This window comes from uncultured Microbacterium sp. (genome assembly GCF_947489255.1).
Classification (GTDB): Bacteria; Actinomycetota; Actinomycetes; order Actinomycetales; family Microbacteriaceae; genus Microbacterium; species Microbacterium phycohabitans.
On sequence record NZ_CANLCY010000002.1, the window covers coordinates 481,826 to 498,140 of the forward strand.

The following is a 16,315-nucleotide window of genomic DNA, read 5'->3' on the forward strand; positions in this document are numbered from 1 at the left end:
GCCCTCCTCGACTCAGCGGACGACGGTTCCGATCGCGCCGATGGCGGCGTCGAGGGGCTGGCCCGAGGCGTCGCGCTTGGCCCCCGGCTCCGGCAGCGCGCGGACCGAGCCGTCCGTGCCGACCGCGCGGGGCTCCGTGCCGACCCATGCCAGGGTGAGGGCGTCCTCGCCGCGCAGCAACCGCTGGGCCCGCACGCCCCCCGTCGCTCGCCCCTTCGCGGGGAACTCGGTGAAGGCCGACACCTTGGCCGAACCCGAGTCCGTCCCGGGCAGCGCCGCCGACGAGCCCGCGACGGTGACCACGACCGCATCGAAGGCCGACGCGCCGACGACCGCGAAGGAGATCACATGGGCGCCGTCGGAGAGCCGGATGCCGGCCATGCCCCCGGCCGATCGGCCCTGCGGCCGCACCGACGAGGCGTCGAACCGCAGCAGTTGCGCATCGCTCGCGACGAACACCAGCTCGGCGTTGTCTCCGGCCAGGGCGGCTCCGACGACCCGGTCGCCGTCGCGGAGCGAGATGATCTCGATCTCGTCCTTCGTCCCGAGCTCCGACGCGGCGACGCGCTTGACGACACCCTGTGCGGTGCCGAGGGCGATCGTGGCCGTGCCGGTCAGGGGAACGATGCCGACGACGGTCTCGCCCTTGGCGAGGGCGAGGTACTGCTCGACCTTCGTCCCGGCCGCCAGGTGCACCGAGTTGGCGGGGACGGAGGGCAGGTCGACGGGCGAGAAGCGCACAAGGCGCCCCGCCGAGGTCACCGCCCCGATGTCGCCTCGTGTGGTCGTGTCGACCGCCGAGCGGATGGCGTCGTGCTTCGAGCGTCGCGCGGGCGGGACCACGCCCCCGCCGGGGGCGTCCGCCACGAGCTCGGCCCTCACCATGCGTCCCGTCGCCGACAGGTACACCCGGCAGGGGGCGTCGGCGATCTGCAGGTCGGCCGCGGCCGCGGCGCGCGCGGAGCGCGGCTGGACGGGACCGCCGTTGAGCAGCATCGTGCGACGGGGCGTTCCATAGGCCTCGGCCGCGGCATCCAGTTCTCTCGCCACCTGCTGGCGCAGGAGCGTCTCGCTGCCCAGCAGCTCGACCAGCTCCGCGATCTCGGCGTTCAACTGGTCGCGCTCTGCCTCGAGTTCGATCCGCGAGAACTTCGTCAGGCGCCGCAGGCGCAGCTCGAGGATGTACTCGGCCTGGGGGTGCGAGAGGTCGAAGACCTCCTGCAGCTTGGTTCGCGCCTGCTCCCCGTCGTCGGAGGAACGGATGACCTGGATGACCTCATCGATGTCGAGGATGGCGATGAGCAAGCCCTCGACGAGGTGAAGGCGTTCCCGCTTTCGGGCGAGACGGTACTCGCTGCGCCGGGTGACGACGCGGATGCGGTGGTCGATGTAGACCCGCAGCATCTCGCGGAGTCCGAGCGTCTGGGGCTGCCCGTCCACGAGCGCCACGTTGTTGATGCCGAACGAGTCCTCGAGGGGCGTCAGCCGGTAGAGCTGATCCAGCACCGCCCGGGCATCGAACCCGGTCTTGATCCCGATGACCAGGCGCAGACCGTTGTTGCGGTCGGTCAGGTCGGTCACGTCGGCGATGCCCGCGAGCTTCTTCGCCTGCACGGCGTCTTTGATCTTCTCGATCACGCGCTCGGGCCCGACGAGGTAGGGCAGCTCGGTGATGACGATGCCCGTTCGCCGCGGTCCGAGGGATTCGATCGACGCCTTGGCCCGCGTCCGGAAGGTGCCGCGGCCGTTGGTGTAGGCGTCCTTGATGCCGTCGAGGCCGACGATGATGCCCCCCGAGGGGAGGTCGGGGCCGGGGACGAACTCCATGAGCTCTTCGACCGTGGCATCCGGGTTCTGAAGCAGATGGGTCGCCGCCGAGACCACCTCGATGAGGTTGTGCGGGGCCATGTTGGTGGCCATGCCGACCGCGATGCCGGTGGCGCCGTTCACGAGGAGGTTGGGGAACGCCGCCGGCAGCACCTCGGGCTGCTGGAACTGCCCGTCGTAGTTCGGGATGAAGTCGACGACGTCTTCGTCGAGGTTCTCGGTGAGGGCGAGGGCCGGGGGAGCGAGGCGCGCCTCGGTGTAGCGCGGAGCCGCCGGGCCGTCGTCGAGGGAGCCGAAGTTGCCGTGGCCGTCGACCAGCGGCACACGCAGCGAGAAGTGCTGCGCGAGACGCACGAGGGCGTCGTAGATGGGTGCGTCCCCGTGCGGGTGGAGCTTTCCCATCACCTCGCCCACCACGCGGGCGCTCTTGACGTGTCCGCGGTCGGGACGCAGGCCCATCTCGGCCATCTGGAACAGGATGCGCCGCTGCACGGGCTTGAGGCCGTCGCGGGCGTCGGGAAGCGCGCGCGAGTAGATCACCGAGTAGGCGTACTCGAGGAACGACCCCTGCATCTCGACCGAGACATCGACGTCTTCGATGCGCTCGGTCACGGGGGAGGAGGAACGGGAATCGGGCATATCAACGGCCTCGGGTCGGGCGGGCGTCCGGTCGGGACGGGGTCGGGAGCCGTGTGGAAGACTTGCTCCGATGTCACTCAGCCTACCGGCGGACCCGCCGCGCTCCCGGAGCCTCACCGGTGTGGTGGAGCAGTCCATCGCCGCGTTGACGGGCTCGTCGGACTGGTTCGCCCCCGCACAGAGCGCGATCGTGTTCCTCGTCGACGGCCTCGGCGCCCACAACCTCTCGGCGCGCCGCGGGCACGCGCGGTTCCTCGCGGCGGCCGGCGGGCGACGCGACGTGGCGCGCACCGTGTTCCCGTCGACGACCGCGGCGGCGTTGACCAGTCTGCTCACGGGCTCCGCTCCCGGCGCCCACGGCATCGTGGGATACCGCGTGCGCATCCCCGGAACGACCTCGGCGCCGAACCAGCTCCACGGCTGGGAGACCGACGGACTCGATCCCCACACGTGGCAGCGGCGCACCCCGCTGCTCGAGAGCCACGTGGCATCGGGGCGCGACGCCTTCGTCGTCTCCCGGGCCAGCTACACCGGCACCGGGTTCACCGAGGCCACGCTGCGCGGAGCGGCGTTCTTCTCCTCCGACGACCTCGACGAGCGCGTGCACCTGGCCGCGGCGCTCGCGGCGCGGCATCCCGGATCGATCACCTACCTGTACGCACCCGAGCTCGACACCGCCGGGCATCGCGACGGGTGGGAGTCGGACCGCTGGACCGATGCCCTCGAACACCTCGACGCCTCCGCCCGTCGTCTCTCCGAGGCCATCGACCCCCGTACCGGCGTGGTCGTCACGGCGGATCACGGCATGGTCGACGTGCCCGCCCGCAAACACGTCCTGCTGCAAGACGGCGATCCCCTGCTCGACGAGGTCGCCCTCATCGGGGGTGAGCCGCGCATGCTGCACCTCTACGCGACCGAGGGGCACGCGGATGCCGTGGCCGCACGCTGGAAGCACGCCGAGGCCGCACGCGCCTGGGTGCTGACGCGCGAGGAGACCGTCGGCGCGGGCCTGTTCGGCCCGGTGGACGAGGAGGTGCGCGAGCGCATCGGCGACGTGGTGGTGGCTGCGCGGGGGCGCTTCGCCTACTACGACGATCGCGAGGCCGACAAGCGAGCACAGCGGATGGTCGGTCAGCACGGTTCGCTCACCGACGAGGAGCGCACGGTGCCCCTGCTGCGCCTGGGGGCATTCGCCTGATCTCCCGGTCGGCCCACGCGAGGATCGACGGTGCACAACCCGCGGCCCTCGATCGGGATGCGAGAAGCGCAGCGGCTGGCGCCGTCAGCTCTCGTCGGTGCGCGCCCCGAAGACGATCTCGTCCCACGAGGGCATCGACGGGCGCCCCTTGGCGCGCCTCGCCGTGTCGGGCTGCGGACGCTCCGGCTCGGCGGTCTCGTCGACGCCGTCTTCGGGGTATCCGGGTTCGACGGCGTCGAACAGGGCCACGGGCGGGCTCGCGGGCCGCGGCTCGGGCTCGATCTCGGACGCACCGGGCAGCGGTTCACGCTGTCCGCGACGCCGACGGAGCGCCTCGAGCAGGTCGGCGGTCTCCGACGAGGTCACCGGGGCGTCGGGGGAGCGCTTGATCGCGGCCGCCTGGACCGCCGGGGCCACCGGGCCGGTCGCTTCGACCCCGGGCTCGTCGTCGATGTCAAGGCGTCGGGGTCCGAATGCCCCGCTGTCGAAGCGGGAGTCGTCCTTCGACACGGTGTCGAGAGCGCGCAGGCGCGGGATGAGACCCTCGGGCAGCGATCCCTGGCGCGAGAGCTGGATCGCATCGGCGTTCTGGGGGGAGAGGCTGCTGCGACGCGGCTCGAAGCCCCAGCGCGCGTCGTGCTCGATCCCGTTCGCGGTGAACTCCAGTTTGACCATCCAGCCGGAGCCCTCCTTCCAGCTGGTCCACCGCTCCGCCGAGGCGCCGGCCTCGGTGAGCTTCGCGCGGACCGCCGCACCGAAGGTGATGGGGGAGTCGTGCTCGAGGGCACCGCCCAGCAGCACGGGGACCGCGAGAGCCTGAGCGACGACGTGCTCGCGCTCGGCGAGCACCGGCCCCTCGAAACGCTCCACGTCTTCGACGCGGGCGTTCAGCAGCGTCGCCACCTCGCGCGCCGAGAGACCGGCACGGATGTGGGCCTGGATCTCGCGGGGGCTGGGGCGCGGGGCGCGGTCGTCGTCCTCACGATCGCGACGCGCGCGGCGCGCCTCGGCGCGCAGCACCTCGTCGAGCGCGAGAGCGAAACGTTCGCCCGATTGCGTCGCCACGACGAGGACGTCATCTTCGGTTCCGATGACTTTGAGCTGTTCCATGCGAAACACCCCTCCGATCTGCGGTCAGCGCCCATGCTGACACGCGCGTCGCCCGGTTCCGGGAATATCCGGGGCGCGCCGCGAGTTTCCCGTCTCGCCCGACACGCAGGCGCGCTCGCGAGCATTTGCTTATCGCAGACGCGTCATGCAAACTATGGCCGCCCGATCGGGCACCCGATGGGGCACAGCACCACGAAAACCGGAAGTAGAGACCCGCACGCATGGCAACCGATTACGACGCACCGCGCAAGACCGAGGACGACAGCGAGTCGATCGAGGCCCTCAAGGAGCGCGTGCCCGACAAGGCGTCGGGGTCGATCGACAACGAGGATGCCGACAACCCCTCAGGCTTCGAACTGCCCGGCGCCGACCTCTCCGACATCGAGCTCGATGTCGTCGTCCTGCCCCCGCAGGAAGACGAGTTCACCTGCATGAACTGCTTCCTCGTGAAGCACCGCTCCCAGATCGCGGAGGAGAGCGGCCCCGGCTTCATCTGCCTGGAGTGCGCAGCCTGACCTGAGCACGCTGGATCGCCGCGACCAGGCGATCCGGCGTGCGGGTGGACACCACCCACGACGGGGTCGGATCGTCGGGATCGGTCACGGGAACCGTGACGATGCCGTCGATCCCGCCCCGGATGACATGCCAGGCCCGATGGTCGAGACCACTCCCACGGGCCGTACGGGCTTCCTCGGCGACGACGCCGGCGGGAACACCCAGGAATTCCACGGGGATGTGCGCGCGACCGGCGCGCAGTTCACCATCTCGGACCTCGACGACGGGTGAGATCGCGAGGAGCCCCACGACGATCGCCACCGACACGACGAGACCGATGAACAGCGCCAGCGTCGTGTCGAGCGGCGAGAAGACGACGGCGGCCATCGGGCCGCACACGGCGGCGGCGACGAGCGCCCACAGCGACGGGCTGAGACGCTCTCGGTAGTCGGCTGCGGTGCGGATGCCGCACCCCCTCTTCTGCATTACCCTCATGGGGTGACCGAAACGGTGGACGTCCCAATTGTCGCATCCGAGCCCCCGGTCTTCGCCCACCCCGGCGACGCCGGCGCCGACCTGACCTCCGCGGAGGCGGTCCGACTCGAACCCGGGCGGCGCGCTCTCGTCGGCACCGGCGTCCGCATCGCACTGCCCGAGGGCTTCGCCGCCTTCGTGGTGCCGCGCAGCGGACTGGCGGCCAAGCACGGGATCACCATCGTCAACGCGCCCGGCACGATCGACGCCGGCTACCGCGGCGAGATCAAGGTCGCACTGCTGAACACCGACCTCGAAGAGGCCTACGACATCGCGGTCGGAGACCGCATCGCCCAGCTCATCGTGATGCCCGTCCCACCCGTGCGCTTCGTCCCCGTCGACGAACTCCCCGACAGCGTGCGCGGCGAAGGCGGCTTCGGATCGAGCGGATACCAGAGCCTGCAAGGGAGCACCCGATGACCGACGCGTCTCAGACCACACCCGAGGCCGAAGAGCCCGGGACCGACCTCGCGCCCCCCGCCAAGAGCGCACCGCTCGACCGCGACAGCGCCGGACCGTTCGACGAGGCCGAGGCCAACCCCGTACGCCCCTACATCGACCTGGGCGGCATCAAGATCCTCCCGCGGGAAGGACTGAACCTGCGTCTCGAGGTCGAGGAGCAGACCAAGCGCATCGTCGCGGTCGGACTCGACTACGCCGACTCCACGCTGCAGGTTCAGCCCTTCGCCGCTCCGCGCACCAGCGGACTGTGGGAGGAGACCCGCGAGCAGATCCGTCAGCAGGTGAAGCAGCAGGGTGGACGCGTCGAGGAGCGCGAAGGCCCCCTGGGTCCCGAGCTCCTCGCCGAAGTCCCCGTCATGGCGGGGCCGGACGGCGCAGGAAAGCGTCTCGCGCGCTTCGTGGGCGTCGACGGACCGCGCTGGTTCCTGCGCGGCGTGGTCGGGGGAGCGGCGACGAGCGACGTCGAGGCCGCCGCCGCCGTCGAAGACCTCTTCCGCTCGATCGTGGTCGTCCGCGGTTCGTCGCCCATGCCGCCGCGCGACCTCATCCCCCTCCGGATGCCGTCGAGCCCCGGAACGGCATGAGCGAGGAGTCCTCCCGCCCGGCGTCCGACGCCGACCGCGTCCCGTTGGAGCCGCCGTCCGCGGCGGAGAGCGTGGGAGCCGCCCTGGGCGACGCCGCCCGCCGCGCCGGCCTCGACCCCGCTGCGCACGGCAGCACGGGGGCCGCGGTGTGGTCCGCGATGGGCGGGTGGCGCGGCATCCTGGAGTCGGTTTTGCCGTCGCTCGCGTTCGTCGTGCTCTTCACCGTCACGATCGACCCCGAGACGCGACAGGGCAATCTGCTCCTGAGCCTCGGCGTGTCCGTCGGTCTCGCCGTGGTGTTCACCGTCGCCCGACTGGTGGCGAAGTCGCCCCCGAGCGCGGCCATCGGCGGCCTTCTGGCCACGGTCGGAGCCGCCGTGCTGGCCCTGGTCACGGGCCGCGGCCAGGACAACTTCGTGCTGGGCTTCTTCACCAACGGCGCCTACGGCACGGCGTTCCTCGTCTCGGCGCTCGTGGGCTGGCCCCTGATCGGCCTGGCCGCGGGGTATCTCCTGGGCGAGGGCACGCGCTGGCGGGCGGATCGCCGCAAGAAGCGGGCATACACGTGGCTCTCGGTCGCCTGGGCGGGGCTCTTCGCGGCGCGCCTGGCCGTCCAGCTCCCGCTCTACTTCGCGGGTGACGTCACCGCGCTCGGCACGCTGAAGATCGTGATGGGCCTGCCCCTGTTCGCACCGATGCTGGCCGTGACGTGGCTCGTGGTGCGTTCTCTCTCCCCACGCCGAGAGTCCTGATATTATCTTGACATCAAGATAAATCCGTCCCCCCGATCGGTTAGGCCGACCTTCCTGGCATCGGCCGCGCAGCGCGGGGAAGATGGAGAAATGCGGGCCGACGCCTGCGCATTCGCCGACGAAGGAGACGATCGTGTCCACGGTTGACAGCTTCGGTGCAAAGAGCACCCTGACGGTCGGCAGCACCGACTACGAGATCTTCCGGATCGACACGGTCGCCGGTCACGAGAAGCTCCCCTTCAGCTTGAAGGTGCTGCTCGAGAACCTCCTCCGCACGGAGGACGGCGCCAACGTCACCAAGGAGCAGATCGAGGCGCTCGGCTCGTGGGTCCCCACGGCCGACCCCGACACCGAGATCCAGTTCACCCCGGCCCGCGTGGTCATGCAGGACTTCACCGGTGTGCCCTGCATCGTCGACCTCGCCACCATGCGCGAGGCCGTGACCGCCCTCGGCGGCGACCCCAACAAGATCAACCCGCTCTCGCCCGCCGAGATGGTCATCGACCACTCGGTCATCGCCGATCTGTTCGGCAGCGAGAACGCCCTCGAGCGCAACGTCGAGATCGAGTACGAGCGCAACGGCGAGCGGTACCAGTTCCTCCGCTGGGGCCAGACGGCGTTCGACGACTTCAAGGTCGTGCCCCCGGGCACGGGCATCGTCCACCAGGTCAACATCGAGCACCTGGCCAAGGTCATCTACGACCGCTCGGTCGACGGCGTGCTCCGCGCCTACCCCGACACCTGCGTCGGCACCGACTCGCACACCACCATGGTCAACGGCCTCGGCGTGCTCGGCTGGGGCGTCGGCGGCATCGAGGCCGAGGCCGCGATGCTCGGCCAGCCCGTGTCGATGCTCATCCCGCGCGTGGTCGGCTTCAAGCTCAGCGGCGAGATCCCCGCGGGCGTCACCGCGACCGACGTGGTGCTCACGATCACCGACATGCTGCGCCAGCACGGCGTGGTCGGCAAGTTCGTCGAGTTCTACGGCGAGGGCGTCGCGTCCGTGCCCCTGGCCAACCGCGCCACCATCGGCAACATGAGCCCCGAGTTCGGCTCGACCGCCGCGATGTTCCCGATCGACGACGTCACGCTCGACTACCTGCGCCTGACCGGCCGTGACGAGCAGACCGTCGCCCTCGTCGAGGCGTACGCCAAGGAGCAGAAGCTCTGGCACGACCCGGCCCGCGAGCTCGTCTTCAGCGAGTTCATGGAGCTCGACCTCTCGACCGTCGTGCCCTCGATCGCCGGTCCGAAGCGTCCCCAGGACCGCATTCTGCTGTCCGAGGCCAAGAACCAGTTCGAGAAGGACATCCTCAACTACGCCGGCTCGTCGGTCTCCGACTCGATCGTCGACCTCGAGGTCGACGGCACGTTCCCGGCATCCGACCCGGGCTCGGTTCCCGGCGAGGAGCACGAGGAGGTCACCGAGACCGAGGTGCTCATCTCGTCGGGGCACCCCGCGAACGCGTCGAACCCCGTCAAGGTCACCACGCCCGACGGTCAGTCCTACCTGCTCGACAACGGCGCGGTCACCCTCGCGGCGATCACCTCGTGCACCAACACCTCCAACCCCTCGGTCATGATCGCGGCGGGTCTGCTCGCCAAGAACGCCGTCGACAAGGGCCTGAAGCGCAAGCCGTGGGTCAAGACGACGCTCGGACCCGGGTCGAAGGTCGTCACCGACTACTACGAGAAGTCCGGTCTCGACAAGGCGCTCGAGGGCCTCGACTTCTACACCGTCGGCTACGGCTGCACGATCTGCATCGGCAACTCGGGCCCCCTCATCGAGGAGGTCTCCGAGGCGATCAACGAGAACGACCTCGCCGTCACGGCGGTCCTCTCGGGAAACCGCAACTTCGAGGGCCGCATCAGCCCCGACGTGAAGATGAACTACCTGGCCTCCCCGCCGCTGGTCGTCGCCTACGCCCTCGCCGGGTCGATGAACTTCGACTTCGAGACCGACGCCCTCGGCAAGGACCAGAACGGCGACGACGTCTTCCTGAAGGACATCTGGCCCGCGCCCGACCAGGTGCAGACCATCATCGACGCGTCCATCTCGCGCGAGCAGTTCATCCAGCAGTACGCCACCGTCTTCGAGGGCGACGAGCGCTGGAAGAACCTGCCCACGCCCACCGGCCCCGTCTTCGAATGGGATGCCGACTCGACCTACGTGCGCAAGGCGCCCTACTTCGACGGCATGTCGATGGAGCCCTCGCCGGTCAGCGACATCACCGGTGCGCGCGTGATGGCGACCCTCGGCGACTCGGTCACGACCGACCACATCAGCCCGGCCGGCAACATCAAGGCGGGCACCCCCGCCGCGCAGTACCTGACCGAGCACGGCGTCGCGCAGAAGGACTTCAACTCCTACGGCTCGCGCCGTGGAAACCACGAGGTCATGATCCGCGGCACGTTCGCCAACATCCGCCTGAAGAACGAGCTCACGGCGGCGGTCAACGACGGCACGGTCGTCGAGGGCGGCTACACCCGTGACTTCACCCAGCCCGGCGGACCGCAGTCGTTCATCTACGACGCGAGCCAGAACTACCAGGCGCAGGGCACCCCGCTGGTGATCTTCGGCGGCAAGGAGTACGGCTCGGGCTCGTCGCGCGACTGGGCGGCGAAGGGCACGAACCTCCTCGGCGTGAAGGCGGTCATCACCGAGAGCTTCGAGCGCATCCACCGCTCGAACCTCATCGGCATGGGCGTCGTCCCGCTGCAGTTCCCGGCCGGCGAGAGCTGGAAGTCGCTGGGCCTGGACGGCACCGAGATCGTCTCGATCGAGGGCATCGAGCAGCTCAACGAGGGCGTCACGCCCAAGACCGTGAAGGTCACCGCCGAGCCGAGCGAATTCTCGCCCGAGGGCAAGCAGACCATCACGTTCGACGCCGTGGTCCGCATCGACACCCCCGGTGAGGCCGACTACTACCGCAACGGCGGCATCCTGCAGTACGTGCTGCGTTCGCTCGTCTGAGCGACCGACGTCAGGTGCCCCGGGAGCCTCGCGCTCCCGGGGCACCTGTCGTTTCCGAGGCTCTCCCGCGAGCGCTCCGCGGGCGGGGGAGCGAACACTACTCGGCTCCGATCGGCAAGCCGTTGCCGGGCCCTCCGCACCCCCGGAGACTAGAATCGACAGACGCGCAGACCCCTGCGCGCCCCGCACGAGAGGAGTCTCATGGCTCTCCTACCCGGCATCCACGGCCCCCGTGATCTCGATGACCTGACCCCCGACGAGCTGCGTCAGCTCGCGGCCGAGGTGCGGTCCTTCCTCGTCGAGAACGTCGCCCGCACCGGCGGGCACCTCGGTCCGAACCTCGGCGTCGTCGAGCTGACGATCGCCCTCCACAAGGTCTTCGATTCCCCCGCCGACCCCATCATCTTCGACACCGGGCACCAGTCCTACGTGCACAAGATCCTCACCGGTCGTCAGGACTTCGAGAAGCTCCGCTCGCGCGGCGGCCTCGCCGGCTACCCGCAGCGTTCCGAGAGCGAGCACGACGTCGTGGAGTCGTCGCACGCCTCGAGCTCCCTCAGCTGGGCCGACGGTGTGTCGCGCGCGTTCAGCCGCACCGGTCGCCGCGACCGCCACGTCGTCGCCGTCGTGGGCGACGGTGCCCTCACGGGCGGGATGACGTGGGAGGCGCTGAACAACATCAGCGACGACAACGACCGCAACCTCGTGATCGTCGTCAACGACAACGGCCGTTCCTACGCCCCCACCATCGGCGGCATGGCGCGCTACCTCAACCGCGTGCGCACGAACGAGGCCTACCGCACCCTGCACCGCGGCTCCGACACCCTGTTCCGCCGGCTGGGCCCGGCGGCCCGTGCCGTGTACCGCGGTGTGCGCGGTGGCACCCACGGCTTCCTCTCGCGTTTCACCAACAACGAGGCGCTCTACAGCAACCTCGACATCAAGTACCTCGGGCCGATCGACGGGCATGACTTCGAGTCGCTCATCGAGACCCTCGAGCTGGCGAAGTCCTACGGGGCGCCGGTCATCGTGCACGCGATCACCGACAAGGGCAGCGGATACGCTCCCGCGATGAGCGACGAGGCCGACCAGTTCCACGCCGTCGGCAAGATCGACCCGATCACGGGCGAGGCCCTCGGATCGGGCGGTGGCCCGCAGTGGACCGACGTCTTCGCGGAGGAGCTCGTGAAGGTGGGCTCCGAGCGCGACGACGTCATCGCCATGACCGCCGCCATGCTGCGTCCCACCGGTCTGCAGCAGTTCGCCGAACGCTTCCCGGAGCGCGTCTACGACGTCGGCATCGCCGAGCAGCACGCCGTCGCCTCGGCCGCGGGCCTCGCCTTCGGCGGGTTGCACCCCGTCGTCGCCATCTACGCCACGTTCATGAACCGCGCGTTCGATCAGGTGATGATGGATGTCGCGCTGCACAAGGCGGGCGTGACCTTCGTCCTCGACCGCGCCGGCGTCACCGGTCCCGACGGCCCGAGCCACCACGGCATCTGGGACCTGGCGATGCTGCAGCTGGTGCCCGGCATCCGGATCGCGGCTCCGCGTGATGCGGCCCGCCTGCGCGAGGTGTTCCGCGAGGCCACCGCCGTCGAAGACGCGCCGACCGTGGTGCGCTACCCCAAGGGCAAGGTCAACGACGACGTCGAGGCGATCGAGCGTCTGCACGACGGCGTCGACGTGCTCAGCCGCGGCTCGAGCGAAGACGTCCTCCTCGTCGGTATCGGGCCGATGGTTCACCTCGCACTCGAGGTCGCCGAGCGCCTGCGTGCCCAGGGGATCGGCGCCACCGTCATCGATCCGCGCTGGGCCATCCCCGTGCAGCCGTCGATCGTCGATCTCGCTCGCGAGCACCGTCTCGTGATCACGATCGAAGACGGCATCCGCGTCGGGGGCGTCGGAACGCGCGTGCGCCAGGTGCTGCGCGAGGCCGGTGTCGACACGGCTGTCGACGAGCTCGGCATCCCCGATGAATTCATCGATCACGCCACCCGCGAGCAGATCCTCGAGGATGCCGGCCTCACGGCGTCCAAGATCGCCCACGACGTCGTGGCCCAGGTGCTCGGCACCCGCGTGCCGATGGCCCGCCAGACGCCCACCGGCTCGATCCCCACGATCGAGGAGTGGGAGAAGTCGCGACCGTGATGCACGGACGAAGGGGCCGGGATGCCGTCATCCCGGCCCCTTCGTCGTACCGCGCCCACCGCGCCGCCACAGGCGATCACGCCGGAACAGGCCCGCACCGACCAGCCCGGCCCTGCCCTCGAACGATCTCCTCTGCCCGGGCGACGCCAGCCCCGCATCGACGACGGCGGCGCCGCCCCCTCGGGGACGGCGCCGTCGTGAGAGAGGACCCTCAGGCCCCGATGCCGCGGATGGGCGGGTGGTGGAACGTGTCGCCGAAGGCGCGCTGCGAGGCTCCCTCGCGATCGAGGTAGGGCGAAGCGCCCCCGTCGATGAAGGGCCACCCGGCGCCGAGGATGAGGCAGAGGTCGATGTCCTGCACCTCGGGGACCACGCCCCGCTCCAGCATGATCTTGATCTCCTGCGCGAGGCCGTCCTGCACGCGGGCGAGGATGGTCTCGGGCGCGACCGGGGTCTTGCCGGTGACGAGCACCTTCTGCGCGGCCTTAGTCCAGCCGGTCACGCGACCGCCCTTGTCCTTCTCGACGACCTCGGGGATAGCTGCGAGCTCGTGGAAGTTCTCCGACGAGAAGAACCGCTCGGGGAACGCGTGCGCCATCGTGTCCTGCACGTGGGCGGCGACCTTCCAGCCGACGAGGTCGATGAGCTGGAACGGCCCCATCGGCAGCCCGAGGGGCGCGAACGCCTTCTCGACGACGGTGATCGGCGTTCCCTCGTACACCGCGCGCGCGGCCTCTCCCATGACCTTGGCCAGGAGGCGGTTGACGACGAACCCGGGGGCGTCGGCGGTGAGCACGGCGTTCTTGCCGAGACCCTTCGCGACCACGAAGGCCGTCGACAGCGCGGCGTCGCTCGTGGCATCCGTCTTCACGACCTCGATGAGCGGCATGACCGCGACGGGGTTGAAGAAGTGGAAGCCCACCAGGCGCTCGGGGTTCTGCAGCACCGAACCGATCTCGGCGACCGAGAGCGACGAGGTGTTGGTGGCGAGGATCGCGTCGTCGGCGACGATCTTCTCCATGGCGGAGAAGACCTCCTGCTTGACGCCCACTTCCTCGAACACGGCCTCGATGACGAAGTCGCAGTCGGCGAACTCGCCGCGGTCCGTCGTTCCGTGCACGAGGGCGCGGAGCTGGTTCGCGGTGTCGCCGTCGAGGCGGCCCTTCGTCTCGAGCTTGCCGATCTCCTCGCGGATGGATGCCACACCCTTGTCGACGCGGCCCTGGTCGAGGTCGGTGATGATGACGGGCACGCGCAGCTTCCGCACGAACAGCAGGGCGAACTGCGACGCCATCAGGCCCGCACCGATGACGCCGACCTTGGTGACCTTCTTCGCGAGCGCCTTGTCGGGGGCCCCGACCGGACGCTTGGCGCGCTTCTGCACGAGGTCGAAGGCGTACATGGATGCCGCGAACTGATCGCCCGTGATGAGGTCGGCCAGGGCCTCGTCCTCGCGCGCGAAACCCTCGGCCTTCGTACCGCTCTTGGCCTTGTCGAGCAGGTCGAGTGCGACGTAGGGGGAGCGGGGCACGGTGCCGATCCTGGACTCGAGCATGCCGCGGGCCATCTTGATCGCGATGGGCCACTTGGTCAGGCGCTCGAGCTTGCCCGGCTCGTTCTTTCGCTCGACGCGGACCCGACCGGTGAGCACGCCGTCGGCCCAGCGTAGCGAGTCCTCGAGGTAGGAGGCCGCCGGGAAGATGGCATCCATGATCCCGAGGTCGAAGGCCTGCTGCGGCTTGAGCATGCGGTTCTGCTTGAGCGGGTTCGAGATGACGACCTCGAGGGCGTTCTCGATGCCGATGAGGTTCGGCAGCAGGTAGGCCCCGCCCCAGCCGGGGATGATGCCGAGGAACACCTCGGGCAGCGCGACGGCCGCGGCCGAGGCGTCGACCGTCCGGTAGGTCGAGTTCAGCGCGATCTCGAGACCGCCGCCCAGGGCGAGGCCGTTGACGAACGCGAACGACGGGACGCCGAGGTCGGAAAGCGACCCGATCACCTGGTGGCCGCGCTGCGCGATGAGGCGGGCGACGTCCTTCGAGGGCAGCTTCGCGACGTCGGACAGGTCGGCGCCGGCGGCGAGGATGTACTGCTTGCCGGTGATCGCGACCGCGTGGATCTCGCCCTTCGCGGCACGCTCCTTCAGCGTCTCGAGCGTGCGCCCGAGCTCGGCGAGGGTCGCCGGCCCCAGCGTGTTGGGACGCGTGTGATCACGGCCGTTGTCGAGCGTGATCAGCGCGAGCACGTTGCCCGAGGGCAGGCGCACGTCGCGGACGGGGGAGTGGGTCACCACCTCGTCGCCGGTGAGGGCGTCGAGGGGCGAGAAGTCGATGGATGCGTAGTCGGTCACTTGCGCTTCTTCTTTCCGTCGAAGAACGGGTTCTCCCAGATGACCGAGCCGCCCTGGCCGAGGCCCACGCACATGGCGGTGAGGCCGTAGCGCACGTCGGGACGCTCGGCGAACTGCGCCGCGAGCTGGATCATCAGGCGGACTCCGGATGCCGCGAGCGGGTGGCCCAGCGCGATCGCGCCGCCCCAGGGATTCACGCGAGGGTCGTCGTCGGCGATGCCGAAGTGGTCGAGCAGCGAGATCACCTGGATCGCGAATGCCTCGTTCAGCTCGAACAGGCCGATGTCGTCGATCGTGAGACCGGCCTTCTTCAGCGCCTTCTCGGTCGAGGGGATCGGGCCGATGCCCATGATCTCGGGCTCGACGCCCGCGAAGGCGAACGAGACCATCCGCATCTTGGGAGCGAGGCCGAACTCCTTCACCGCGTCGGCTCCGGCGAGCAGGCTGATGGTCGCGCCGTCCGTGAGGGGCGACGAGGTACCGGCGGTGACGCGGCCGTGCGGACGGAACGGCGTCTTGAGCGTCGCGAGACCCTCGACGGTGGTCTCGGGGCGGCGCCCCTCGTCCTCGGTCGCGAGGCCCCACGCGCCGTCGGCATCCTTCACCGCGACGGGCACCAGGTCGGGCTGGATCTTGCCGGCCTCGTACGCGGCCTGCACCTTGTGCTGGCTGGCCGCGCCGAAGCGGTCGGCGCGCCCCTTGGTCAGGTGGGGGAAGCGGTCGTGGATGCGCTCGGCGGTGACGCCCATGTTCAGCGCGCCCGGGTCGACCAGCTTCTCGGCCACGAAGCGGGGGTTGGGGTCGACGTTGCCGCCGATGGGGTGGCGACCCATGTGCTCGACACCGCCCGCGAGGGCGAGGTCGTACATGCCGACGCCGATCGAGGCGCCCATGGTCGTGACGCTCGTCATGGCGCCGGCGCACATGCGCTCGATCGCCAGGCCCGGCACGGTCATCGGGAGTCCCGCCAGGATCGCCGCCGTACGGCCCAGCGTGAGTCCCTGATCACCGGTCTGCGACGTCGCGGCGATCGCCACGTCGTCGATCCGGTTCTTCGGCACGTCGCCGTTGCGCTCCATCAACCCGATGATCGCCCTGACCACCAGGTCGTCGGCGCGGGTGTTCCAGTACATGCCCTTCTCGCCGGCGCGCCCGAAGGGGGTGCGCATTCCGTCGACGAAGAAGACGTCCGTCATCTCGGCCACTCTGCCTCCATAGTTTGGGATGACCCCAGCCTAG

12 protein-coding genes are annotated in these 16,315 nt (G+C 69.9%); 7 read left to right on the top strand and 5 right to left on the bottom strand.

The window, feature by feature from the left end:
- Nucleotides 1–12 precede the first annotated feature (12 nt).
- On the bottom strand, nt 13–2,466 hold the full coding sequence (locus Q0818_RS06250) for a DNA topoisomerase IV subunit A (RefSeq protein ID WP_298872813.1): 2,454 nt from the start codon (nt 2,464–2,466) through the stop codon (nt 13–15).
- 70 nt (nt 2,467–2,536) lie between these two features.
- On the opposite strand from Q0818_RS06250, the gene Q0818_RS06255 reads away from it, so the two are divergent.
- Nucleotides 2,537–3,664, top strand: coding sequence for an alkaline phosphatase family protein (locus tag Q0818_RS06255; protein WP_298872815.1), 1,128 nt, complete (start codon nt 2,537–2,539; stop codon nt 3,662–3,664).
- A gap of 84 nt (nt 3,665–3,748) precedes the next feature.
- Here Q0818_RS06255 and sepH read toward each other — a convergent pair whose 3' ends face one another.
- Complete coding sequence (gene sepH / locus Q0818_RS06260) at nt 3,749–4,774, bottom strand: septation protein SepH (protein ID WP_298872817.1); 1,026 nt, start codon at nt 4,772–4,774, stop codon at nt 3,749–3,751.
- Nucleotides 4,775–4,995: 221 nt separating this feature from the next.
- Here sepH and Q0818_RS06265 point away from each other — a divergent pair, with 221 nt between their 5' ends.
- Nucleotides 4,996–5,289 (top strand): DUF4193 domain-containing protein, encoded by a 294-nt coding sequence (locus Q0818_RS06265; protein ID WP_056231545.1) that lies wholly within the window; start codon nt 4,996–4,998, stop codon nt 5,287–5,289.
- On the opposite strand, the gene Q0818_RS06270 is transcribed toward Q0818_RS06265, so the two are convergent.
- Entirely contained in the window at nt 5,264–5,755 is a 492-nt protein-coding gene (locus Q0818_RS06270; protein WP_298873147.1) for a DUF3093 domain-containing protein, read from the bottom strand. The two genes, Q0818_RS06265 and Q0818_RS06270, sit on opposite strands and share 26 nt — an antisense overlap.
- A gap of 12 nt (nt 5,756–5,767) precedes the next feature.
- On the opposite strand from Q0818_RS06270, the gene dut reads away from it, so the two are divergent.
- The 5 genes from dut to dxs all read left to right on the top strand — a co-directional run bounded on the left by dut (nt 5,768) and on the right by dxs (nt 12,726).
- Nucleotides 5,768–6,223: a dUTP diphosphatase gene (dut, locus tag Q0818_RS06275; RefSeq protein WP_298872819.1), complete on the top strand. Its 456-nt coding sequence runs from the start codon at nt 5,768–5,770 to the stop codon at nt 6,221–6,223.
- Complete coding sequence (locus Q0818_RS06280) at nt 6,220–6,849, top strand: DUF3710 domain-containing protein (RefSeq protein WP_298872820.1); 630 nt, start codon at nt 6,220–6,222, stop codon at nt 6,847–6,849. The genes dut and Q0818_RS06280 overlap by 4 nt, the downstream gene beginning before the upstream one ends.
- Entirely contained in the window at nt 6,846–7,601 is a 756-nt protein-coding gene (locus tag Q0818_RS06285) for a DUF3159 domain-containing protein (protein WP_298872822.1), read from the top strand. The genes Q0818_RS06280 and Q0818_RS06285 overlap by 4 nt, the downstream gene beginning before the upstream one ends.
- 133 nt (nt 7,602–7,734) lie before the next feature.
- Entirely contained in the window at nt 7,735–10,575 is a 2,841-nt protein-coding gene (acnA, locus tag Q0818_RS06290) for an aconitate hydratase AcnA (RefSeq protein WP_298872824.1), read from the top strand.
- A 201-nt stretch (nt 10,576–10,776) separates the two neighbouring features.
- Nucleotides 10,777–12,726, top strand: coding sequence for a 1-deoxy-D-xylulose-5-phosphate synthase (dxs, locus tag Q0818_RS06295; protein WP_298872825.1), 1,950 nt, complete (start codon nt 10,777–10,779; stop codon nt 12,724–12,726).
- A gap of 211 nt (nt 12,727–12,937) precedes the next feature.
- Here the strand turns inward: dxs and Q0818_RS06300 are convergent, their stop codons facing one another.
- Together Q0818_RS06300 and Q0818_RS06305 are read right to left on the bottom strand one after the other, a co-directional pair.
- Nucleotides 12,938–15,076 (bottom strand): 3-hydroxyacyl-CoA dehydrogenase NAD-binding domain-containing protein, encoded by a 2,139-nt coding sequence (locus tag Q0818_RS06300; RefSeq protein ID WP_298872826.1) that lies wholly within the window; start codon nt 15,074–15,076, stop codon nt 12,938–12,940.
- Nucleotides 15,073–16,281, bottom strand: a complete 1,209-nt coding sequence (locus Q0818_RS06305; RefSeq protein ID WP_298872828.1) for a thiolase family protein — start codon at nt 16,279–16,281, stop codon at nt 15,073–15,075. Before Q0818_RS06305 ends, Q0818_RS06300 begins: the two co-directional genes overlap by 4 nt.
- Nucleotides 16,282–16,315 lie beyond the last annotated feature (34 nt).